This window comes from Desulfatiglans sp. (assembly GCA_012513605.1).
GTDB lineage: Bacteria > Desulfobacterota > DSM-4660 > Desulfatiglandales > HGW-15 > JAAZBV01.
This window is the reverse complement of record JAAZBV010000043.1, coordinates 23,642-46,625: the sequence shown is the minus strand read 5'-3', so window position 1 is coordinate 46,625 and position 22,984 is coordinate 23,642. Positions and strand designations below refer to the sequence as shown.

Below are 22,984 nucleotides of genomic sequence, written 5' to 3'. Positions count from 1 at the left end.
AATACTCCTTAACGAAATCTATTCGATTAGAACACAACCCACATATGTCAGTGTCCCCGGGCCGTAATAATAAGGGATATTGTTTGCCGTGCATACATCGCTTACAACAATGCCGAACGCCTCCATTGAAGAGATCATCTTTTCGGGAAAACGGCAGGGATTATCAGGGTATGAACACTCACTGCATAGGGTACAGGCGCCTGTACCTATGACCAGAGCATCAGGATAGCCTTTTTTGATCTCATCGTTAAATTTTACAAGGGACTTTCTGTGAACCTTTTCAAGTTCCATCATTGCCTCAAAATCAAAGGAATCCTCAAGCGCCCCTTTTGTCTGAAGGATCAGGCCATGTTTATAACTTCTGATAATCTTCTCACAGGCATCAAGCTCTCCGCATACAGGAGGGCATGACCAGTTTTTCCCATAGGCATGGCATTTATTCTCTGCGCATGAATCACGCACCTCTTTGCGCACCTTGATAGTATCAGTATCAAGCTTTCCTACGTGGGTAAAGCCACAGGAAAGAGCAAGGGCCTCTATCTCTCTGTAATCCATTATTAAATCTCCAGATTTATCTATATTTCCTATGCTATGGTTAAAGCAAATTTCTTTCCAAGTCAAATCGTAAATTAGGAGGAGGGATAAATCAGGAAAAAGGCGGATAATCCAAATTTATATTGATATTTATCTGATGAAAATTTATTTATAAATGATTCTATCGATTACTGGATTTAACCGATAAATGCCAGCTTCTCCAGTATCTCTTAATACCCTTTAAGATATACTGTGCTTCAAATATCTTTTTGTGATTAGAGGAGGGTGAAATGGTAACAGAGGTTAATACAAGAAATAATCTTACCAGGACTGTCATTGGCGTTATAATAATGGCCCTTGCAATAACAGTGGTTATTCAGCACAGACGCATCATTGCATTGGCAGAAAAGGCAAATGAATCTTATCCGCAAGAAGAGCCGGAAAAATACATGGCAGAGATTAAGAGACTGGAATCCCTCATTGCTGATATGAAGGCAAAGCAGGATTCTACTGTTACTCCTCTTCAAAAAGCTAAAACAGCAGCAACTGCAGGTACACAGGAGATCCAGGTAGAAAACAGGGCTACGAATAGCGCTAATTTTCCTGACAGATCTGATTTCATGAATAGTCCTGAGATGAGGAACAACCAGAGGGCATTTTTATCAGACCGATATGATGCCTTTGTAGAGGAAAACAACCTCTCTGAAGAGACCAAAACCAGATTATATGACCTGCTTTCCGAGATGCGCATGGAGATGATGAACAGGTTCCCCAGACCTGGAAGAGGAGGGTTTTCGCCTGAAATGATGGATAGTGAAACATTCATGCAGCAGATGGAGGAGATTAACTCAACATATGATAATAAATTATCAGAGGTTTTGTCGGTTAATGAACTTAATGCCTTCAAGGAATATCAGAATTCGGAACAGGAAAGGATGCTCTTGATGGGCTTTAATGTAATGGCTGAAGATAACAGCCTTGATAAAGAAAAACAAAATGAACTGATTAAAGCCCTGTATAATGCCAGACAAAATGACCCGGATACAAGAAGAGAGGATAGTACTCTTATGGTTCAGGGAGGGCCGCCATTCGGCAGGGGGCCAATGAATGAAGGGGCTGGGAATAATGCCATACTGAACACTGTTTACATTGAAACAGCAAAGAGTATCCTATCTGAAGACCAGATGCAGGAATTCGAAGATTATCTGAATTCCAGACAATCAATGCCTGGCATGAGAAGGATGCCCCCGCCTGGAATGCCACAGGGAAAGGAGTAGGGTTTAGGTGTTCATTTAAATTAGTGTTTAGCAATAACCATATAAAAAAGAGATTAGGCTGACAGCTGATAGCTGAAAGCTGAAAGCTAATAATTTAAAATAGATACTGTTTCAGCCAAAACCTCATCCATATTTTTATTATTTATATCAATCACCCTGTCATTTTTACCAAGAGGTCCATAGGCTTCAGGGGATGTATTATTAAACAGGGCAATAATGTTAGTTTTTGCTGCTGATGCCAGATGCATGGGGCCGGTGTCTGCACAGATAAAAAAATCCAAAGCAGCCATAAAAGATGCCAGTTCTCTTAAATTTTCAAATGAAATCGATTTTATATCATCACTGACAGCCTTTCCGTCGGGGGCTATTATATCCACAAATATATAAGGATTCCCTGTTGCTAATAACTTATTGATATATTCCAGCCAGTATTTATCAGCTATTTTTTTTTCATATCGGGCATCGCGAAAAATCCCTATTATTGTCTTGTCATCGATATTATCCTCACCAATAAGCTGCGCTAATATCTCTTTACCTTGTGCTTTCTCATCATCAAATAGTGAAATATCAAGGTATGGTTCATAGGTTAATCTTTCTCCGGCAAATGCCTCCATCACGGCTAAAGGTAATAATGCGGCATGTTTTGTCTCAGGTAAATCAACAACAATATTTGCGAAATTAATAATATTTTCCACTCTAAAACTTAATTTATATCTTGCTTTAACAGATGCCTGCATAATATTACTGCTTCCTGAACTTTTTGCCGGAGAGATAGTAAGATCATACCCATTCTTATTCAGCTCTTTTATTAAAGCAAATAACTTGAATGGTCTTTTTATAAGGCGGGAATTGGCACAATAGATTTTGTTAACATTAGTCATTCTCCCTATTAGGTCACTGAAATCAGCCCCTAATAGGAGATCTATTTTGGCGTTGGGCAACTTTTTTTCCAGGGCCTTAATAAGAGGAGTTAAAAAAAGGGCATTGCCAATACGATGGTTGAGCCTGATTATCAATATCCTGTTTATCTCCTTTGCATCAATCTTATCATATTCTATTTTTGTATTTATGATCCTGCATAAAAAGGCATTTAAAGATTTAGACAGGGAACGTCTGATTATTGAATGCCATGGTCTTTTTGCCATAAAAATTTCTCCAATAGATTTTTTTCCTTTAACAGTCCGCAAATAGTCAGGTAAAGAAGAGTGCCACTCCCAACTTAATTTTCACAGTAGGTCCAGGATAAATGCACATGAAATTACCAGAATTAAGAATCCTCGTCAAATAATGATAGAGCAAGCTAACGACTACAAGGCCCGTTATCTGGCGGATTGAGGTTTTCAGTAGTTTTTTTCTCCTGTGCATTTTACACTTGTATCAGGGGCATATTTAATATGATTTATTATTTTGATTTTCTCAAAAACATGTGGTAGCAACAATCTGTAATTTTAAATTTTGTTTTTCACCCAATAAACAGCTTTTCATATGAAGACTTTTTGTTAATAATAGGCCACTGCCCTGTCGTCAAATTATTCGTGAATAATTATAAAATGAAATATTTTAACTATAAAGAATACAGAGTGCTTTCAAACATAGATGAAGATAAAGCCATATTTTTGTTAAACAGTATATTTTCAAAAAGCTATCAGACAATTTCGGAGTATAATGATAATAAAAATTCTTTTGTGTCTCAAATAAAAATAAAAGATTTTGATAAAATTATTTTTAAAATTCCACGAAATAGAAACTCAAGATGGGGGGAGAGGTTTCTGACCTTTTTCAGAGGGAGCGACTCCTTCAGGATTATAGAGAGCTTAAAAAAAATAAATGATATTGGATTAAATGCTCCAGACCCCATTTTTGCTGCGCAAAAAAGAAGATTTGGCATGGTGGTAGACAGTTTTTATGCCTATAATTTTATAGAAGGAAGAGAGGCCGCAGATGATAATCTGCCAGAAGTCTTAAAATCCCTGCAAATCCTGCATAGCAAGGGATACACAAGGAGCGATCCAAAACTTACAAATTTCTTAATAAAAGATGATCAGGTCTACTTTATTGATTTCAGGCTCAAAAGGCCTGCTGTTTTTAAAAAACTATTTATAATGATAAATCTATGCAAGTTTTTACAGGCAGAACAAAAAGCGATAGGTTTAATAGATGATAATCTGAAAGATTCCATTTTGTTTAAGACAGCTTTTTTGTTAAATGATATAAAAAACACTTATAAAAAAATAAGAAGAAATATAAAATCAAAATTTTGCAGAACTAAAGGTTAAGTTAGATGATTTCCACAGCAAACTCCATCTGTATTGTCAGGTTATCAGCGTTAGGGGATGTGACTCATGTGCTGCCGGTGATCCATACCCTTAAGACCCACAGGCCTGAAATCAAGATCACCTGGGTGATCGGAAAGGTGGAACATCAGCTTTTGGGCCATTTGCCCGGCGTAGAGTTTATTATTTTTAACAAGAAAAATGGCATAAAAGAATATAATAATACAAGAAAACAGTTGGGCAACCGCTCTTTTGATGTGCTGCTTCTTATGCAGCTTTCCCTGCGTGCCAGCCTTTTAGGCCTGGTTATAAGGGCAAAACGAAAGATCGGGTATGACAGAATCCGCGCCAATTTTTTTCATGGCCTCTTTATTAATGAGCGGATTGCCTATACACCAGAGCAGCATGTTTTGGATAGCTTCTTAAGTTTTCCTGATAAGCTGGGCATCAGCAAAAAGGAATACAAATGGGGCCTGCCTTCAGTTCCCGGGGCACAGGATCTGGCTCAGCAGGTTTTAGATCCTGAAAAGCCATGCCTTATCATTAGCCCGTGTTCGAGTCATGAACTCCGTAACTGGCATGCAAAAGGATATGCTGCAGTAGCTGATCACGCTGTTAATCAGTATGGAATGCAGGTGGTCATCAGTGGCGGTTCATCATCTGCTGAACACCGGATGGCAGATGAGATCATCCGCTTGTGCAGGATAGCGGCCCCGATCAACCTGGTAGGCCAACACACATTTGCACAATTTCTTGAACTTTTGCGCCGTGCAACAGTCCTGATTACACCTGATTCAGGTCCCATGCACATGGTCGCTATTACAGACACGCCGGTGATAGGCCTTCACGCAGCCTCCAATCCATTTCGTACAGGACCTTACAAGAGTCTTGAATGGTGTGTAAACATGTATAATCAGGCATCATTAAAGTACCTCAGGAAACCCGCGGATCAGATCCGATGGGGAACCAGGATATTAAGACATGGGGTCATGGACCTTGTCGAGGTCTCCCATGTAATAGACAGGCTGGATAAACTGATGAATAAAATAAAAACAAAGGAATGAAAAAAGAGATTAATATCGGAGTCGGGTCAGACCTGGTTGAAGAAAAATCATATCAGGAGTATAAACGTAAATAGACCTGACAGGGCCTTATTTAAAAACATTTACGAAAAAGTCATTTGGAGACCCTTTATAATAATGAATAAATATATCTTTCCAATTTACAGGGCCATTGTTCCAAAAACTTTCACGACAGAGAATTATTATGTTTGAAGGTCTGACACTCGCTGATATCGCTAAAAAGCAATGCGGGATATTAAGAAAATCAACGGGCACAAGGCCGGTTATCTGGCGGATTGAGGAAAATGGCGTAAAGGCCATTGTAAAGGACTTCAGTTTAAACAGTTTCTGGTTCAGGAATATTGCAGGTCGCTTTCTAATATGGCGTGAAAAAAAGGCATATAAAAAACTTGAAGGATTATCAGGAGTGCCTTCTCTTTTCGGTTCAATAGGAGGGGTAGCCCTGATTATAGAAGAAATTCAGGGAACTGAACTCGGGAACATGGATGTTTCAAAAGAGCTTGATGATAAATTTTTTAGTGATCTAAAAAGACTGATTGACAGTTTTCATGATCGAGGAATCGCGCACTGTGACCTGAAGAGGATGCCAAATATATTGTTTGGTAATGATAGGAACCCAAATATTATAGACTGGGCAGCATCGATCTCAAGGTCAGAATTCAGGTTTTTCCCCTTGAATCTAATCTATAAAAGATTCCTTCAGGATGATCTTAATGCTATTACAAAAATCAAGTTAAAATACCGGCCTGAAAGTGTGAACCCTGATGAAAAACGTCTGTATACTGATCGCAGCAAAACAGAAAAGATTATCAGGGCGATAAGAGACTGGCTCAGGGATTTTTTAAAAAAAATTGCCTGAACATTTTTTCTCATCCACAGGTTTACGAGTCTCTAACCTTCTTTTCCCGATAGCAAATTGAACGCGGACTGATCCAGCTTTTAACCCTAAAGGCATTCGCGTAATAACGACATAAATTCATTAAAAGCAAACGTTGCACTTTTGCCCTTTTGCTGGGAAAGACAAGGCAGGAGAGCAATGCCAGGATTATGTTCTTAACCAGGGCCCTTAAGACCAGAAACACCTGCATAGCAGTGCGCGACAATCCCTGTTTATGAATACTGATGTACACGTGGCTTGATATATAAACTTCAGATTTGGTTAAAGCAGATACACCTGTATTTATGCGCGAACTACCTCCATGATTATGTAAAAAACTGGCCTGCTGCAACATAACAATTTTGCCTCCCATTTTTGCAGCCCGTTTACATATATCAACATCTTCACTGTACATCCAGTAACGCTCATCCCAGCCTTTCAGGTTAAGATATGCCTCTCTCCTCATAAAAATCACAGAACCTGAGACCCAATCCGGAAAGACTACAGCCCTCTCTCTTGAAAACTCCCTTTTTAGTCGCCTTCTGTTGATAAACCGGTACAGAGATTTTCCTATCCCTGTTAATGATATCCATCTTGGGAAAAAACGCTCAACCCTCTCTATCCTGCCTTTAGGCGCTACCTGGAGTACTGATAATATAGAGTTTGTGGGATAATCCTTAATCGTTGTTATTAACAGCTCGATACTTCCGGGCCGCACAATTGTATCAGGATTAATAAACAGCAGGTATTCGCCCCTGCCTGCCCCTGCCCCGGTATTACATCCATGGGCATAACCATAATTCCCGGTATTAAGTATAAAGCGGACTCCTGGAAAGGCATAGGAGTAAGCCTCAAACTGGCCATCATTTGAACAGTTGTCTACAACAATGATATCCAGAGTGATATTTGATCTATCCACGCATTGCAGGGATCTTAAACAATCCGCCAGTTTTTCCCAGGAACGATAGTTTACTATGATTACCGATACAATTTCGCATCCGGTTTTATTTTTTTTATCAACGTTGAGCATAGTTGTAATAACTCCTGTAAAACAGCTTCATCTTTGGGGGCATAATGACGTAAGCGAACTAAAAGATCAAGCGACTTGAAAATACCGGGGTATTTAATGTAAAAAATTGACCAAATCCTGTTTGTGTGATAGCTGACACCCATGAATATGTTGTTAATAAGTATTAAAACTTAATATATCTAAAATCAATTCGAACAAATGAATGTATAATTATGGCCCCTATAATTAAACAAAAATATAAATCATATTCGTTTGGGTCATTATCCATGCTGAATCACCTTCAGCTTGAAACACTGATCAAAATATTTGATGAGCCCAATGTTGAAACAGATGAAATCCTCGGAGGAAGAGGCTCCATAAAAAGGTTAGAGCTGGAGGGATTTGGGCCGGTTGTTATCAAGTATAATACCCGTGGAGGTCTTATAAGATTATTTATTGAAAGAACATATATAAGAACCGGTAAGCCCTGTAACAGGATAGAGTTTGAGCAACTGATAAATGCATCAAAGTCTGGGGTTAATGTCCCGGAACCGGTTGCTTTTGCAACAAAGGGTTCTCTTTTTTACAGAGGATGGCTTGTTTTAAAGGAGATAAAAAACAGCGAGACCCTTGCCGCAATCAGCTTAAAAGATGAAACCAGAATAGCCAGACTCCTGAATGAAATAAGAAGACAAATTGCTATCCTGATGAATTCAGGATTATACCATGTGGATCTTCATCCGGGGAATATTCTTGTTAACGATAACAATGAGGTATTCATTATAGATTTCCATAAGGCGCGCAAGTTTAAGGCAGGCAAAGAGAAACTAAAGGATAAATATTTCGCCCGCTGGAAAAGGGCAGTAAAAAAGCACGGCCTGCCTGAAACACTTAATGAGGTGTTTAGAAAATGATATTTGATTTTTCATTCAAGCCCTCTTTGTTTTTGCCTCAACAAGCTCCTTAATCTTTTGTGCTGCAAGCTCAGGGTCAACAGGCTTTGGCATCCAGCCCTGTATACCTATACTCTCCAGTGTTGCTACAAGGGCGGGTTGGTTATCAATGGCGCTCATAATAATTACCGGTGTATCCTTGTCAGTTTCTCTTAGCTTGCTCAAGAATGCCTGGCCATGCATCTTTGGCATGATGAGATCAAGGAGTATGAAATCAGGTGAGCAATATTTTAATATATCTTGCGCATGCTTTCCATTATCTGCGCATATGATATCAAACCCTTTTCTCTTTAACAGGCTGGCAAGAATCCCCCTTGATGTAATATCGTCTTCAATAATAAGAACCCAAATCTTTTCTTTTGCCATTATGCACCCCTATATTAGTTATACTGTTTAAATTAGCTGTCAGCATTCAGCTATCAGCCGTCAGCCAAACCTTTATTTTAAAAGTCTTTCACAGAAACCTGAACGCTAACTATTCTTCATTGTCTTTTTCAAAATGGCAAACTGTTTTTTTAATTCAGGGAAAAGTCTTTTAAGCCCATCCATATCGCCTGATTTCCCCGCCTTTTCCATTTCATAGGCTACAGCCCTTAATGCCTGCCCTTCTATACTTGCCGCAGCGCCCTTTATCCTGTGTGCCTGATACCCTGCCTCTTCACTTTTGCCATTATCAATAAGTCTCTTAAGCTTTCTTATCTGTTTTGGCATGTCTTCAAGAAAACCATTGATTACAGTATCAGCAAGTACGTCATCAAATCCCAGTCGTGCCATCAGCATATCTTTATCAAATACAGGATCAGCCTCAGCCTCCTTTGCCTCAACAGGTGTATCTTTAATAACACTGTATTGTGTCAACCACTTATTCAGGACAGCAGACATGGAATCCATCCTGATCGGTTTGGTTACATAATCATCCATCCCTGCTGCAAGACTCCTTTCACGATCGCCTGCCATTGCGTGGGCAGTCATTGCAATAACAGGAATACTGTTATTGATTACTCCTGAATCAGGATTACGTATTATACCTGTTGCTTCATAGCCATCCATCTCAGGCATCTGGCAATCCATAAGCACCAGATCATAAGGCACCTTTTTCAGTGCATTAATCGCCTCTTTTCCATTCCTGACAATATCAAGCGAGTACCCCAGTTTTTCAAGTATACCTTTTGCCACCTTTTGGTTCGTAGTATCATCTTCAGCCAGAAGGATTTTAGCCAGCCGCTTTCTTTCCGCTGAAATATGGAGGTCCTGTTTCCGTCCTTTAACCTGTTCCGAAATTTCCTGTCCCTGTTCGCCTGATACTGCACAGAGGCAATTATATAACTGCATCTTTTTAACCGGCTTATTCAGATAGGCCGTAAAGCCAAATTTATCTATCGCAAACGTATCATGACGCTGATTCAGAGCGGAGAGCATAATCAGAAAAATATCTTTAAACTCCTCTTTTTCTCTGATCTTTTGCGCCAGCTCCTCCCCGTTCATTTCGGGCATATTCATATTTATAATGGCTATATTATAAAGATCTTTGCCTGCTGCCGCACCAAGTTCTTCCAGTGCAGATGATCCATTAGATACCTCTTCAAAACGACACCCCCATGATTTAAGATATGTCCGTAAAATCTCTCTGCTTGTACTGTTATTATCAATAATCAGGATTCGTTTTTTCCGGATTTCCTCCTGCATTATCTGTTTTACTTCAGTGCATCCTTGCTGTTTTTTAAAAACAGCATAGAACCAGAATGTGGAGCCCTTGCCCGGTTCACTTTCTACGCCGATTTCTCCGTTCATCATTTTTACCAGTTGCCTTGATATCGCAAGACCAAGACCTGTGCCGCCATATTTTCGGGTTGTTGAACCATCAGCCTGTGAAAATGATTCAAAGATCCTGGTCTGTGTATCAATGGGTATACCTATACCTGTATCAATGACACTAAACCTTATAGTGGCATCTGTTTCATTTTCACTCATAAGTGAGATATCTATCAGCACTTCACCCTGTTCGGTAAATTTTATGGAATTTCCAACCAGGTTTATTAGTATCTGACGTAATCTCACAGGGTCGCCTATCAAAAACAATGGGACATCAGCTTTTATAACAGAAAGATATTCCAGCCCCTTTTCCTGAGCCCTCAGGGCCATAAGATCATTGACCTCATCTGTTAATCTCCTCAGGTTAAAATCAATGGTCTCAAGATCAAGTCTGCCAGCCTCAATTTTCGAATAATCCAGTATATCGTTGACTATTGCAAGCAAAGCATTTCCGCTATTCTGGATAATTTTAAGGTACTCATTCTGCTCTTCAGTCAACCTTGCGGTAAGCAGGAGCTCTATCATGCCTATCACACCATTCATAGGTGTGCGTATTTCATGGCTCATGTTTGCAAGAAATTCGCTCTTGGCAATAGTTGCCTGTTTTGCCTCATCTGCCATCTTTTCAGCCTGATTGGTCGCCTCGACAAGCAGTTCATTTGTTTCGACAAGCGCCTCCTCTACCTCCTTGATGGGGGTGATATTCATATGGGTGCCAAACATCATGAGCGGCTTTCCATCACTGGTCAGGGTCATGACCCTGCCGCGAACCTGAATCCATACCCAGTGGCCATCTTTATGCTGCATTCTGTATTCGTTAACATAAAAAGGGGTTTCGCCTTTAAAATGGGCTTCAATAATCTCTCCTGATCTTTTGCGGTCATCAGGATGCATCAGATTCACCATTGTCCTGTAATCAAGATTCGCAAGCTCATCAATAGAGTAACCAATAATTTCAGCACATATTTTATTTATCCTGATCTCACCGGTCTGGACATTCCATTCCCATGTGCCTGCATGGGTGCCCTCTATTACATTAGAAAGCCGCTCCTGTTCCTTTTTAAGACTTGAGGTTCGCTCTATTACCAGTTTTTCAAGTGATTCCCTTCGGCGCACAAACAGGTTTATTATAATAACAAGGGCACAAGTAATAATGCCCCCCACAATTAATGCAATCCACCCCCTTCGGGCTGGATGAAGTCTGATGAATTCAGGTGATGCATACGCTGTTATAGCAAAGACACGTCCGAATGCAAAGAACGGACGCATTAGATCAGTGCCTGACATTTCAAAAGGTCTGGCGTTAATAGCCCCTGCGAGTTGAATAGAATTCCCATCAGGATAAAGCATGGACAATTCAAGGAGAACAGATGCATCAGACGATACATATTTTAAAAAGGAGCCCATCCTTATAACAGCCGCTGCATATCCCCTAACCTGACCCTGGATTTTATGATTAAATAGAGGACGAAAGACCAGTATCCCCTTTTGAGTTTCCTTTTCCTGGATAAGGGTGAGGGGGTCTGTTGCAGTGACAAACCCTGTTAATGCAGCCTCTTCCAATGCCTTGCGGCGTAAGGCCTCTGAACCCAGATCAAAACCCACGGCATCTTCATTGCCTTTGAGGGGCATTATGTTAACAACAGGAAAATACTCATTTCGCCCACTGGCAGGCGCCCTGTTACGGTTCTCATCTCTCTGCCAGATGCGGAAATATTTTGATCCTGAAGCCTCTATGTTCTGTTCAAAATTTTCCTTCTCAATATCAGGCACAACAGGAATCCATTCCCAGGCCTGAACCCATTTTTTTTCAAGCAAATATTCCGTATAGTTTGAAAAATCAATCTGTTCAATATGGTCAACACCTGAACAAAACCTTGCAAGGCCCTCTAACTGAATATTCTGAAGATCACGCATCATCTCAGCTATTGCGCCTGTCTTGATTGATGCCAGCTGCTTAAAGGCTTTTCTATGGTCAAGGCCTTCCTGTTCATTGAGTATGTGGCAGGATAAAAGGGTCAGGATGATCCCTGTGGCTGAAATAAACATGGTTTCTATATGTGACATCCAGTGTGCAGGAGAATCAAACCTTGCCCTGTGCCATAGCAGTATTATGCAGATAAAAATAACTGCCATCAGAATAATTATATAAAATGAGGGCACCAGGGCTGTCTTGAACAGAATGCTGTTCCAGTCATCAGCATCAATATCCATACCCACCACAGCTACAAGCCTCTCAGATTCCGGGTCTACCAGTGGAATAAGGGCTGACATCCATCTTCCCCATCTATCGGTCTGGGGGCCGACAATAGTTGCCTTCTTCTGATTAAAGGCAACCATATCTGCCTCTGTCACTTCATCGAATATCTGACCAGCAGGCGATTCATCTGAAGAACCAGCCGGTTCATTGTCAGCATAAAAAAACACCTTTCCATCAGGCAACTGCCCCATTAGATAGACAAACCTATATCTTGAATCACTTCCTTTTATTGCTGCGAGCTGTGCCTTCAGCCTTATATATTGTGGGGTACCAATATCTGCCCCTGTGCCGGTTAGGGCCAATATTTTGGCAATATCAAATGTTTGTGAAACGATCCTGGCATTATCCAGATGGTCATCCCGCATCTCCCGGTCTTTCCAGGCAATGATCTGGAAGACCATAAACGCACCGGAGAGGAGTGCAATAATCATCGCTATTGCAAGACGTGACCACTTACCGCCTTCAGATTTTTGATCTTTTGCATTCATATAAGGGCATCACACCTTTCTAAAACTGGTAGTTTTAGAATAAATATTAATTCAGAAGACCTGATTCAAATTTGCAATTTCAATGCCACCTGAAAGCTCTAAAATCAGTTGTAATAATAAAATGTTATGGATGATTAATAAATACAAATTGAAAAGAGAGATAAAAAGGCCATATCTAAGCCAAAATTTTGACTTACCGGAAAAAACCATATTTAATGTGGCCTGTTTAATTTAACTGAACCTCTGTTTTTTAGGTTGCTTTAATCAAAGAATATAGAATATATTTGACAAAAATCAGGGGATGGGGTCCCCCATATAACCGCTCGGGTAGAGCTGATGACTCCTATCGGCAGAGATGCATGGTAGGATGTTTATAAAGATGCCTGTAAGCGGTTTTTTGTTTTTATGATGAAAGCCTTTTATATTGAGATGCAAATGGTTAAAAATCTTATAATCATTATGTTGGGAGGCAGCCTGGGAGCGGTATGCCGGTACCTGATCGGGCTAATGGCTGCTAAGACATGGGGAGTGAACTTCCCATGGGGTACACTTATTGTGAATATGGCAGGCTGTTTTTTAATAGGGCTGATTTTTGCCCTTGCAGAGAGTGTCCGCTTACTTACCCCGAGCGTTCGTCTTTTTCTTATCACCGGGTTTTTGGGTGCGCTGACCACATTTTCCTCTTTTTCACTGGAAACAACAAATGCTGTCCGTGCTGGTCTTACGATTCAACCCATTATGAATATCATGATAAATAATCTGGGTGGTTTTGGATTAACCTTTCTTGGTTATTGGCTTGGAAGCCTTAAATAATGGAGGGAATGATGCTCAATTACAGGGCTATTGAAATCTTTACAAGCGAGGAGGCCCGTTACCTTAAGAAGCCTTTGTCTGACGCGGTTATGCAGTATATCAAGGAGCTCAAGATTGCTGCCCGGTGCATTATCACACGTGGTGTAGCAGGGTGTTATGAAAATGGTGAGTTGACAACCACTCGGCTTGAAATCCTTTCATTCAACCTGCCTGTTCGAATTTATATAATCCTTCCAGCAGCTGAAACAGACCGCGTATTAAACGGGCTCAATGAAATGGTCACAGATGGAATCATAACCCTGCATGAAATGAGCGTTATCAGCCATAGGACACGCAAATCATTTTTCCCCAGGCAATTATTAGTCCGTGATGTTATGACAAATTCCCCCAGATATGTTACTGCCGATACATCATTAAGTGATGCAACACGTTTATTGCTTTCTTATGTCTTCACGGGCCTGCCGGTAATCGATGAGAAAAAGAGGCCAATAGGTATGGTCACCCAGGGAGACCTAATCTACAAGGGCGGATTACCCGTGAGGTTGGGGCTGTTAAAGGAATCAGACAATAACTGCCGGGAATCATTGATCAACCGACTTTGTTCACGATATGTCTCAGAAATAATGACTACCCCTGTGATCACTATCTCAGCAGATAAACTCCTTACTGAAGCGGTAGAATTAATGGAAAACAAAAAGGTAAAACGCCTGCCAGTTACTGATTCTGAAGGTTCACTTGTTGGGATGTTGTCACGGATCGATATTTTTCACACTGTTATGCGTGAGGCCCCTGACTGGAATACCTTTAAGGCCCAAAAAATAGAGGTACAACACCTGAAGCATGTAAGAGATATCCTGCGCCGGGATACACAGACAGTATTAGCCAAAACAACCCTGGATGAGGTGATTCGAATTATAGGCCTCAATGATATCCAGAGGGTGGCGGTGGTCGATGAGCAGGAAAAGCTTCTGGGTTTGATCTCTGACCGGGATTTATTGCGGTATTTCAAACCGGATCAGGAAAAGATCTGGCATCTTTTAACCAAAATAAAGCAGACTTTTAAACCGGATGCTGCCAAGACAGGGACCCTACAACAGCAATTGACAAAAACCACTGCTGAGGCGGTCATGACAAAAAAACTGATCACTGTTGATGATGAGATGCTGATCGAAGATGCCATCAGGCTGATGGTTGAAAAGGGATTAAAAAGATTGCCGGTTATAGATTCAGAAGGCAGGTTTAAGGGTATGATCAGCCGGGATTCTTTGCTGCGCACCGGTTTTTGAATTCAACTATATATAAATCTGTTTTTAAGACTGAACAGGAACAGTGAAAATGGATGATATCTCTTTATGCAAAAGAAAATGGTGTAATCGAAATGTGGTTGCATTCGGGCTTACCAGTTTCCTGAGTGATTTCTGCCACGAAATGGCGACATCCATCCTCCCGCAATTCATGCAGGCTATAGGGGTCACAAGAGTGGTAGCTCTCTTATATCTCCTGCGTAATGTTGTTTACACTATTGCCTCCTATCCCATTGGCGCACTGAGCAGCCGCTTTACAAGGTCCCGCTATCTGGCAACAGGGTATGGCGTAGCGGTGATAACCTTTGCCGGTTTCACCTTTGTTGTAGGCTCCATCTGGTGGTTTATCATCTTTTTCAGCCTTGCGGGTATCTTCATAGCATGGGAGGATACGGTGGAAGGTATAGCGGTAAGGGATTATGTTGATGACACCATTGCCGGGACTGCCTATGGCATATTAGGTGTGGTGAACGGGTTTGGTGATTTTACTTCAAGCCTCATTGTAGGCATACTCTGGACAGCGGTTGGCGCATCATGGGGGTTTGCATATGCCTTTATCGTCTGCATTGCAGGTGTGCTGGCAATGGCGCGAGTTTCTTCATTAGAAAAAGCTGATCATGACTTATAAAAAATAAATTAAAAGGAGGATTAACTATGGGCAGTAAAATAAATAATGTTAACGCAATGGAGATTCTTGATTCACGAGGAAACCCTACAATAAAGGTGTTTGTTTCTCTTGAAAATAAATTAATTGCTTCGGCCTCTGTTCCATCAGGCGCCTCTACAGGCGAGAACGAGGCGGTTGAACTCCGTGATGGCGATAAAAAACGTTACGGAGGTAAGGGGGTCTTAAAGGCTGTAAAAAATGTTAATGAGGTTATAGCGCCTCATATTATTGGGATGGAGCCATCTCACCAGACCCAGATAGACCGGATGTTGATTGGCCTGGATGGCACACCCAACAAGGGCAAGCTGGGAGCAAATGCCATCCTCGGCGTTTCAATGGCGGTTTCACGCGCCGCTGCTGCTGAGGCTGGGCTCCCGCTCTACATTTATCTCGGAGGTCCAGGGGCATTCAGGATTCCCATGCCAATGATGAATATCCTTAATGGCGGAAAGCATGCAGATAACAGCGTGGACTTTCAGGAATTCATGGTTGCGCCTGTTGGCGCCCCAAGTTTCGCAGAGGCCCTGCGTTACGGCGCAGAGACTTTCCATGCACTCAAATCAATCCTTAAAAAGAAGGGATACAATACAAGCGTGGGCGATGAGGGAGGGTTTGCGCCTAACCTTAAAAGCAATGATGAGGCATGCGAAGTTATTGTAGAGGCCATAAAGGCGGCAGGCTACCAGCCCGGAAAGGATATTGCCATTGCCCTTGACCCTGCTGCAAGCTCATTTTTTGAAAAGGGTTCTTATAATCTTGCAAAGTCGGGTCAGGGGATAAAAAGCAGCTCTGAGATGACTGCCCTTTATCGATCCTGGACAGATAAGTACCCAATAATTTCCATAGAAGACGGCCTTGATGAAAATGACTGGCAGGGATTCAAGGAGCATACAGCATCTCTTGGAAGCAGGGTTCAGATCGTTGGAGACGATCTGTATGTGACCAATACAAGATTTATTGAGCGCGGCATTCAGGAAACCTCTACCAATGCTGTTCTGATCAAGCTGAATCAGATCGGGACTGTAACTGAAACCATTGAGGCTATACAGCTCTGTAGAAAAGCGGGGTGGGGTTATGTAATCTCTCATCGTTCAGGCGAGACAGAAGACCATTTTATCTCTGACTTTGCCGTGGCTATGGGCGGAGGCCAGATAAAAACAGGCTCTCTCTGCCGCAGTGAACGCATAGCCAAATACAACAGGTTGATGGAAATAGAAATGGAACTGGGAAAGGCCGCCCTGTTTAATAACCCGCTGAAATGATATAAAGTCTGGACTTGAGTGGGATGTAAGTATAAAGGAATAAAAATGAAAAACAGGAAATACAGAGCCCTTATCTCCTCTGACTGGAGCGAATGCCTTTCACCTTCAGGGCCTTTTGATGTTGTCTCTTTTACATATCCGAACCTGGAACCGGATATAGAAAAGATATTCAGGGCATACACAGGCAACGTTATTCCCCTGTCCGAGGCATACAGGCAAATAGCAGCCCTCTTACCGCAGCCAATTACTGAAGCGCAGATGGACAATTATCTTGATGAATGCTTTTCAACCTATCAAGGTGTGGCTAATTTAATCAAATGGTGCAATAAGAGGGATATCTTTTTCATGATCAACTCCACTGGAATGCAGGGATATTTTCAGCGTGCGTTCAGCAAAGGGCGCTTGCCGGTAGTACCGGTTATCTCGGCCAACCCTGCTATAAAATTTAAGGAAAATAAAAATATTAATTGTGAGTGGCATGATCTGACAGAAACACAGGACAAACCCTTAAACACCGCAAAACTCATGCAGTCCCTCGGTCTGATGCCTGGCAGGGTGATTATTATTGGAGACAGCGGAGGTGACGGCCCCCATTTTGAATGGGGATCAAAAACAGGCGCTATGCTTATTGGGAGCATGACAAAGTGGTCGCTAATGAAATATTGCAGTGAAAAAGAAATAAAGATCAATCTCCATTTTGGCCCATGTTATGAGAAAGGTGAGGTGAGGAATGAGAAACTTGAAAAGTATATAGACTTTAATAACCTTATACCCAAAATTGAGGCTGTTCTTTTTTAAAAGGGTATAGATCAAAAAATATGTAGCATTAATAAAAAAGGCCATATTTAATATGGCCTTTTTTATTATAATCAATTCCTGATGTGTTGACAGTTGATCAGGATATGTCAAAAAATTACTGAAACAATACTATTGCCTTCATTACAGTATTATAAAAACCATATATCAGAGGAATAACAACAGCAATCCATGCAAATGCAATCTTTACCTTGTGGCTTCCGGCACCAATATCTCCCATGTCAACACGGTTTCCAGCGCTTGCCTTTTCTGTTGATTTTTGGGCAACAAGCTTAACCTTATCCAGCTCTTCCTGTGTCATGTAATGCTTCGGGTTAACAGGACGAACAAGCAGGTTGCAGATAAGCCCTATAACAAGAAGGCATGCAAGGATATAAAGTGTTACATTATATGCCTGATAGGTAGGAACTCCCCTGGCAAGCTGGTATTCACGTATGGTGGTCACCAGCACCGGGCCTAAGATACCAGCGGTAGACCATGCGGTAAGGAGGCGTCCGTGAATAGCCCCTACCATCTGGGTGCCGAAGATATCAGCCAGATATGCAGGTATTGTGGCAAATCCTCCGCCATACATAGACACGCATATACAGAAAGCGCTGACAAACAGAGCAAGTATGCCTACCCTGCCAAAAGTTGGAGAGAGTGCATATAATGCAAATCCCAGTATGAAAAAAATAGCAAAGGTTACTTTACGTCCTATTACATCTGAAAATGATGCCCAGATAAAACGGCCGGATATATTGAATACAGATAAAAGCCCTGTAAATCCTGCAGCAATTGCAGCTATCTGTATTTTCTGGGCTGCATCAAGTTCATTAAAGTGCAGATTGAGACCGAGCAGCTTTCCACCAAAAACCTCCTGCAAAAGAGGAGATGCCATACCGATGATACCGATACCGGCTGATACATTAAGGCATAAAACCAGCCACAAAAACCAGAACTGAGGCGTTTTCCATGCCCTGCTGACATGGACATGGTTTTTTGTAATCATGGTGTTATTTGTAGTCGCAGCAGAGGGTTTCCACCCTTTTGGCGTCCATCCGGTCGGAGGGACCCTGTAGGCCATAGCACCCATAATCATATATATAAAATATATAACAGCAAGGGTCAGGAATGTCTCCCATACGCCAACGGAGGTCGGGATTCCGGCTGCATCGACTGACCTTGAGGAAAAAAAGTTCATAAGTGTATCAGCAAGAGGTGCACCTATCATTGCGCCTCCGCCAAAGCCCATGATCGCCATTCCTGTGGCCATACCACGCTTATCAGGGAACCATTTTATCAGCGTGGAGACAGGTGAGATATACCCAAGCCCGAGACCAATACCGCCTATAACACCTGAACCTATCCAGAGCATCCATACCTGGTGAAGTTTTACACCGATTGCTGATATTATAAGACCACCGCACCAGCATATTGTTGAAGCAAAACCTGCCTTGCGTGGCCCTGCTGTTTCAAGCCATTGTCCCCATATGGCGGCAGAAATACCCAGGAATACGAAAAACAGTGTGTACATTATGTTGACCATGGAAACAGGCCAGTCATAGGATGATGAAAATACCCTGGCAATATAACTCATGTCTGCCGGGGCAGCTACCGGGGCAGTTATGCCTATTACCTGTGAGAGGGGAAGCCAGAATACAGAAAACCCATATGCCATTCCTATGCACAAATGGATGGCCAGTGCCGCAGGAGGAACCATCCAGCGGTTGAAACCAGGACCCGCAATGGTGTGCTCCTTTTTTAAGAATTCATAATTAAACATGTTGACCTTCCTTTATATATAAAAAAATCTCTAAACTACATCTGTAGCAGCAGAAAATTATCACCAACAATTGGCAATAATTTCCTTTTTGAGGCCAGAACTATAGGAAGTTCGGCCTTTTATGTCAACATAAAATTCCTGCTTCTTTGTGGGAGATTTATCATCCATGAAAAGGGGGCAGTGCCTGATCCATATAAAATAGGGAGATTTTATTATATGACCATGCTTTATTTTTTTAAAACAGCCCTTTGTCTGAAAAGCATGGCAACTGCTCCAAACAAGATTATGAGGGCAACAAGCTGTGTCATTGTAAGGGTATCGTTAAACACAGAACCACGGGAATCACCCCTGAATTGTTCAAGAAAGAGCCTTGCCGTGCTGTGCAAAATGAGGAACCACAAAAAAACCTGCCCCTCATATTTTCTTTTTGAGTGAATTACCATCAAAACAGCAAAAATGATCATACCGCTTAAAAAGGAATAAATTTGAGTGGGGTGAAGCGGGATATCTGGTATTGCTATGGTCTTTGGGTCTGTAAAGGTAACTGCCCAGGGAAGATCACAGTGCCTTCCATAACAGCAACCCGCAAAAAAGCAGCCAATTCTCCCGATCCCTTCGCCTATAGAGGCTGCTGGAGACCAGAGGTCGCCTATTGTCCAGATATTATAATTGTATTTTCTGATATAAAAAAGGACAACGATAATTACAGCAATAAGCCCTCCAGAAAAAACAAGCCCCCCTTCCCAGATTTTTAACATATCCAGAGGATTTGCAAGGTAATTTGGTAAATTGATTATAATGTAGAGGAGTCTGGAACCGATCAATGCGCTTAATATAATAATAAAGCCCATATCAAGAATTATATTTGAATCAAGGCCTTTTGATTTACCAAGCCTTATGGCGGTAGCAAGGCCAGCCAGGCAGCCCAGGGCAACAAAAAGCCCGTAGGTTCGTAAGGTCAGGGGACCGATGCTGAAAAGTTCAGGATGCATTATTTTAATCCCATCTGTTTCAGTGCATCATAGCATCTTTCGCAGATACACGGGTGATCATGATATTTCCCAACAGTAGGGTCATGCACCCAGCACCTTTCACATTTGACATCTGCTGATGGTTCAACCTTGACCCTGAGCCCCTGGATCTCATCACTTGCATAACACCCGTCACTTTCTGTATTCCCAGTTTTTACTGAAGATACAATAAATATGGATGAAAGGTCATTCATATATGGCACTAGAAATTCTGTGTATTCATCAGGCAGCTCAAGGGTGACAGTTGCATCAAGCGAATGACCGATTAGCTTGTCCCTTCTTGCGATTTCAAGGGCCTTTGTTACCTCTTTCCTGAGTCTGATTATCTTCTCCCATCGTTCGTTCAGTCCCCTGTCCCTGTATTCCTCCTTCACGGGGATAAACTGGCTTGTATGGACGCTTGTAAATTTATCAGACCTGCTCCTGTACTGCCAGATCTCATCTGCTGTAAATGAGAGTATGGGGGCCATAAGCCTTACCATGACATCGAGTATCTCCTGCATGGCTGTCTGCGCAGACCTGCGTGCAATAGAGCCCGGAGGAGAGACATATAGCCTGTCCTTTATAATATCCAGGTAAAAGGATGAGAGATCCAATACACAGAAATTATGCAGGGTATGATAGATAATATGAAATTCAAAGGATTCATACCCTTTAAGTACCCTTTCATTCATATCCTGGAGCTTGTGAAGTGCCCATTTGTCTATCTCAAACATCTCAGCATATGGAACAATGTCCTTTTCAGGGTCAAAACCGTCAAGATTACCTAAGAGAAACCGGCAGGTATTCCTGATGCGTCTGTATGCCTCTGTAAGACGCGTCATGATCTCCTCTGATACCCTTATGTTATCACGATAGTCTTCACCGGCTACCCACAACCTCAGTATCTCTGCCCCATATTTCTTAATCATTGTCTCAGTGGCAATAACATTCCCAGCAGACTTATGCATGGCCTTGCCCTTGCCATCCACTACAAACCCGTGGGTAAGCACACTCTTATATGGGGCAACTCCCCTTGTGCCTGCTGAGCAGAGGAGAGAGCTGTGGAACCATCCCCTGTGCTGATCACTTCCCTCAAGATAAAGATCAGAAGGGCTTGACAGATACTCCCTCTGTTCCATAACCGCTGCATGGCTTACGCCTGAGTCAAACCATACATCAAGTATATCAGTCTCCTTTTTGAAATTCCTACTGCCGCAACCGGGGCAGCAGGCGCCTTCAGGGACAAGTCTTTCTTCAGGTTCGGAAAACCATATGTCTGCCCCGTGTTTTTCAACAAGATTTACAATATGATCGATTATCTCTTTTGAGATAACAATCTTTCCGCAATCTTTACAGAAGAGCACTGTAATGGGGACTCCCCAGGTGCGCTGCCTTGATATACACCAGTCAGGCCGCTTTGCTATCATGAGGGATATGCGCTCTTCGCCCCATGTAGGTATCCATGCCACCTTTTTTATCTCGGTAAGGGCCTTTTTCCTCAGGTCATTCTTTTCCATGGATATGAACCACTGTTCAGTAGCCCTGAAGATAATCGGTTTTTTGCAGCGCCAGCAATGGGGATATTCGTGTGTTATTGTCTTTTCCCTGATAAGCGCGCCTACACTCTCCAGTTTCTCTTTCACCTCATTATTTGCAGAAAAGACCTCTTTACCCGCAAAAAACTCCACATCAGGGGTAAAATGGCCTGTGGCATCCACCGGTGAGTAGATTTCAAGACCGTATCTAAGGCCTGTTTCATAGTCCTCACGCCCGTGCCCGGGGGCAGTATGGACGCACCCTGTACCTGCATCCAGTGTGACATAATCGGCCAGTACAACAAGCGAATCACGGTCATACAGCGGGTGCCTTGCCTTCATATTTTCAAGAACTGCCGGTCTAAATTTTTCAAGTATGCAGTATTTCTCATAGCCGAACAGGGCCATACAGTCTGTTAAAAGCCCTTCAGCCAGTATAAAGACTTCGCCATTTTCAATCTCAGCCGCAACATAATCCAGCTCAGGGTTAAGCGCTATGGCAAGGTTGGCAGGGATTGTCCAGGGGGTTGTTGTCCATATGACAAAAAAGAGGTTTTTACCCTTTAATGATGGCAGGGCCTGAGATATGTCAGAGACAACCGGAAACTTTACATAGATTGAAGGAGACTTGTCATCTTCATATTCCACCTCTGCCTCGGCAAGGGCTGTGTGGCATGAACTGCACCAGTAGACCGGCTTTTTACTCCGTTGGAGCCCGCCATTAAGGGCAAATCTTCCGAACTCCCTTACTATGGTGGCCTCATATGAATAGTCCATTGTAAGGTAAGGATTATCCCATTCCCCGGTCACACCAAGGCGTTCAAACTCTTCACTCTGGATATTCACATATTTTAAAGCATACTGCCTGCAGAATTTCCTGATATCTACCTGTGACATCTCCCTTTTCTTGCTGCCGAGTTCCTTGTCAACCATATGTTCAATAGGAAGACCATGACAGTCCCACCCAGGGACATAGGGGGCATCAAAGCCTGACATCTGCTTTGATTTGATAATGATGTCTTTTAGAATCTTATTAAGGGCATGGCCCATATGTATGTGACCATTTGCATAGGGCGGTCCATCATGAAGCATGTATTTCTTTTTCTCTTTTGACTGGCGCCTGATAATATTGTAAAGCCCTTCGGATCTCCATCTGCTGATTATCTCAGGCTCCTTTGTGACCAGGTTTGCCTTCATCGGAAATTCGGTATTGGGCAAATTCAGAGTTGTTTTATAATCCATTT

Annotated in this window: 18 protein-coding genes; 10 read left to right on the top strand and 8 right to left on the bottom strand. The window is 42.1% G+C overall.

All coding sequences use genetic code 11. The features are described 5' to 3' along the window. Positions 1-18: 18 nt before the first annotated feature. Positions 19-555 carry a DUF2284 domain-containing protein gene (locus GX654_06085; protein NLD36423.1) on the bottom strand — a complete coding sequence of 179 codons (537 nt, stop codon included), beginning with the start codon at positions 553-555 and terminating at the stop codon, positions 19-21. A gap of 269 nt (positions 556-824) precedes the next feature. Between GX654_06085 and GX654_06080 the strand changes: the two genes are divergently transcribed. Further along, positions 825-1,811: a hypothetical protein gene (locus GX654_06080; GenBank protein ID NLD36422.1), complete on the top strand. Its 987-nt coding sequence runs from the start codon at positions 825-827 to the stop codon at positions 1,809-1,811. Positions 1,812-1,897: 86 nt separating this feature from the next. Here the strand turns inward: GX654_06080 and GX654_06075 are convergent, their stop codons facing one another. Then, positions 1,898-2,956, bottom strand: a complete 1,059-nt coding sequence (locus tag GX654_06075; GenBank protein ID NLD36421.1) for a glycosyltransferase family 9 protein — start codon at positions 2,954-2,956, stop codon at positions 1,898-1,900. Between the two features lie 405 nt (positions 2,957-3,361). On the opposite strand from GX654_06075, the gene GX654_06070 reads away from it, so the two are divergent. The 3 genes from GX654_06070 to GX654_06060 all read left to right on the top strand — a co-directional run bounded on the left by GX654_06070 (position 3,362) and on the right by GX654_06060 (position 6,025). Further along, entirely contained in the window at positions 3,362-4,087 is a 726-nt protein-coding gene (locus GX654_06070) for a hypothetical protein (GenBank protein ID NLD36420.1), read from the top strand. Between the two features lie 5 nt (positions 4,088-4,092). Further along, the gene (locus tag GX654_06065; protein NLD36419.1) at positions 4,093-5,148 is read left to right on the top strand and encodes a glycosyltransferase family 9 protein; all 1,056 of its coding nucleotides are present in this window, start codon (positions 4,093-4,095) and stop codon (positions 5,146-5,148) included. Positions 5,149-5,350: 202 nt separating this feature from the next. Next, positions 5,351-6,025: a hypothetical protein gene (locus GX654_06060; protein ID NLD36418.1), complete on the top strand. Its 675-nt coding sequence runs from the start codon at positions 5,351-5,353 to the stop codon at positions 6,023-6,025. A 22-nt stretch (positions 6,026-6,047) separates the two neighbouring features. Here GX654_06060 and GX654_06055 read toward each other — a convergent pair whose 3' ends face one another. Then, positions 6,048-7,073 (bottom strand): glycosyltransferase family 2 protein, encoded by a 1,026-nt coding sequence (locus GX654_06055; protein NLD36417.1) that lies wholly within the window; start codon positions 7,071-7,073, stop codon positions 6,048-6,050. A gap of 266 nt (positions 7,074-7,339) precedes the next feature. Here GX654_06055 and GX654_06050 point away from each other — a divergent pair, with 266 nt between their 5' ends. After that, a complete protein-coding gene (locus GX654_06050) occupies positions 7,340-7,966 on the top strand; it encodes a phosphotransferase (GenBank protein NLD36416.1) in 627 nt (208 codons plus the stop codon). A gap of 15 nt (positions 7,967-7,981) precedes the next feature. On the opposite strand, the gene GX654_06045 is transcribed toward GX654_06050, so the two are convergent. Together GX654_06045 and GX654_06040 are read right to left on the bottom strand one after the other, a co-directional pair. Next, a complete protein-coding gene (locus GX654_06045; protein ID NLD36415.1) occupies positions 7,982-8,371 on the bottom strand; it encodes a response regulator in 390 nt (129 codons plus the stop codon). Positions 8,372-8,476: 105 nt separating this feature from the next. Then, complete coding sequence (locus GX654_06040) at positions 8,477-12,565, bottom strand: response regulator (GenBank protein NLD36414.1); 4,089 nt, start codon at positions 12,563-12,565, stop codon at positions 8,477-8,479. 435 nt (positions 12,566-13,000) lie between these two features. Here GX654_06040 and crcB point away from each other — a divergent pair, with 435 nt between their 5' ends. The 5 genes from crcB to GX654_06015 are packed head-to-tail and all read left to right on the top strand — an operon-like array spanning position 13,001 to position 17,409. Then, a complete protein-coding gene (gene crcB / locus GX654_06035; GenBank protein NLD36413.1) occupies positions 13,001-13,378 on the top strand; it encodes a fluoride efflux transporter CrcB in 378 nt (125 codons plus the stop codon). An 11-nt stretch (positions 13,379-13,389) separates the two neighbouring features. Beyond that, complete coding sequence (locus tag GX654_06030; protein ID NLD36412.1) at positions 13,390-14,664, top strand: CBS domain-containing protein; 1,275 nt, start codon at positions 13,390-13,392, stop codon at positions 14,662-14,664. Positions 14,665-14,713: 49 nt separating this feature from the next. Next, positions 14,714-15,310, top strand: a complete 597-nt coding sequence (locus tag GX654_06025; GenBank protein NLD36411.1) for an MFS transporter — start codon at positions 14,714-14,716, stop codon at positions 15,308-15,310. Between the two features lie 26 nt (positions 15,311-15,336). Then, positions 15,337-16,611, top strand: a complete 1,275-nt coding sequence (gene eno / locus GX654_06020) for a phosphopyruvate hydratase (protein NLD36410.1) — start codon at positions 15,337-15,339, stop codon at positions 16,609-16,611. A gap of 45 nt (positions 16,612-16,656) precedes the next feature. Next, a complete protein-coding gene (locus GX654_06015; GenBank protein ID NLD36409.1) occupies positions 16,657-17,409 on the top strand; it encodes a hypothetical protein in 753 nt (250 codons plus the stop codon). Positions 17,410-17,524: 115 nt separating this feature from the next. Here the strand turns inward: GX654_06015 and GX654_06010 are convergent, their stop codons facing one another. The 3 genes from GX654_06010 to ileS all read right to left on the bottom strand — a co-directional run bounded on the left by GX654_06010 (position 17,525) and on the right by ileS (position 22,982). Continuing rightward, positions 17,525-19,192 (bottom strand): OFA family MFS transporter, encoded by a 1,668-nt coding sequence (locus GX654_06010; GenBank protein ID NLD36408.1) that lies wholly within the window; start codon positions 19,190-19,192, stop codon positions 17,525-17,527. 227 nt (positions 19,193-19,419) lie between these two features. Continuing rightward, the gene (gene lgt / locus GX654_06005) at positions 19,420-20,184 is read right to left on the bottom strand and encodes a prolipoprotein diacylglyceryl transferase (GenBank protein NLD36407.1); all 765 of its coding nucleotides are present in this window, start codon (positions 20,182-20,184) and stop codon (positions 19,420-19,422) included. Next, on the bottom strand, positions 20,184-22,982 hold the full coding sequence (ileS, locus tag GX654_06000; protein ID NLD36406.1) for an isoleucine--tRNA ligase: 2,799 nt from the start codon (positions 22,980-22,982) through the stop codon (positions 20,184-20,186). The genes lgt and ileS overlap by 1 nt, the downstream gene beginning before the upstream one ends. Between the last annotated feature and the right edge of the window lie 2 nt (positions 22,983-22,984).

Bases quoted from the DNA above. Each gene is read 5' to 3' on its own strand.
- GX654_06010 (NLD36408.1), bottom strand. From the start codon at position 19,192: ATGTTTAATTATGAATTCTTAAAAAAGGAGCACACCATTGCGGGTCCT.
- GX654_06030 (NLD36412.1), top strand. From the start codon at position 13,390: ATGCTCAATTACAGGGCTATTGAAATCTTTACAAGCGAGGAGGCCCGT.
- GX654_06055 (NLD36417.1), bottom strand. From the start codon at position 7,073: ATGCTCAACGTTGATAAAAAAAATAAAACCGGATGCGAAATTGTATCG.
- GX654_06070 (NLD36420.1), top strand. From the start codon at position 3,362: ATGAAATATTTTAACTATAAAGAATACAGAGTGCTTTCAAACATAGAT.
- lgt (NLD36407.1), bottom strand. From the start codon at position 20,184: ATGCATCCTGAACTTTTCAGCATCGGTCCCCTGACCTTACGAACCTAC.
- GX654_06050 (NLD36416.1), top strand. From the start codon at position 7,340: ATGCTGAATCACCTTCAGCTTGAAACACTGATCAAAATATTTGATGAG.
- ileS (NLD36406.1), bottom strand. From the start codon at position 22,982: ATGGATTATAAAACAACTCTGAATTTGCCCAATACCGAATTTCCGATG.
- GX654_06065 (NLD36419.1), top strand. From the start codon at position 4,093: ATGATTTCCACAGCAAACTCCATCTGTATTGTCAGGTTATCAGCGTTA.
- GX654_06045 (NLD36415.1), bottom strand. From the start codon at position 8,371: ATGGCAAAAGAAAAGATTTGGGTTCTTATTATTGAAGACGATATTACA.
- GX654_06080 (NLD36422.1), top strand. From the start codon at position 825: ATGGTAACAGAGGTTAATACAAGAAATAATCTTACCAGGACTGTCATT.
- GX654_06060 (NLD36418.1), top strand. From the start codon at position 5,351: ATGTTTGAAGGTCTGACACTCGCTGATATCGCTAAAAAGCAATGCGGG.
- eno (NLD36410.1), top strand. From the start codon at position 15,337: ATGGGCAGTAAAATAAATAATGTTAACGCAATGGAGATTCTTGATTCA.
- GX654_06015 (NLD36409.1), top strand. From the start codon at position 16,657: ATGAAAAACAGGAAATACAGAGCCCTTATCTCCTCTGACTGGAGCGAA.
- GX654_06025 (NLD36411.1), top strand. From the start codon at position 14,714: ATGGATGATATCTCTTTATGCAAAAGAAAATGGTGTAATCGAAATGTG.
- GX654_06085 (NLD36423.1), bottom strand. From the start codon at position 555: ATGGATTACAGAGAGATAGAGGCCCTTGCTCTTTCCTGTGGCTTTACC.
- crcB (NLD36413.1), top strand. From the start codon at position 13,001: ATGGTTAAAAATCTTATAATCATTATGTTGGGAGGCAGCCTGGGAGCG.
- GX654_06075 (NLD36421.1), bottom strand. From the start codon at position 2,956: ATGGCAAAAAGACCATGGCATTCAATAATCAGACGTTCCCTGTCTAAA.
- GX654_06040 (NLD36414.1), bottom strand. From the start codon at position 12,565: ATGAATGCAAAAGATCAAAAATCTGAAGGCGGTAAGTGGTCACGTCTT.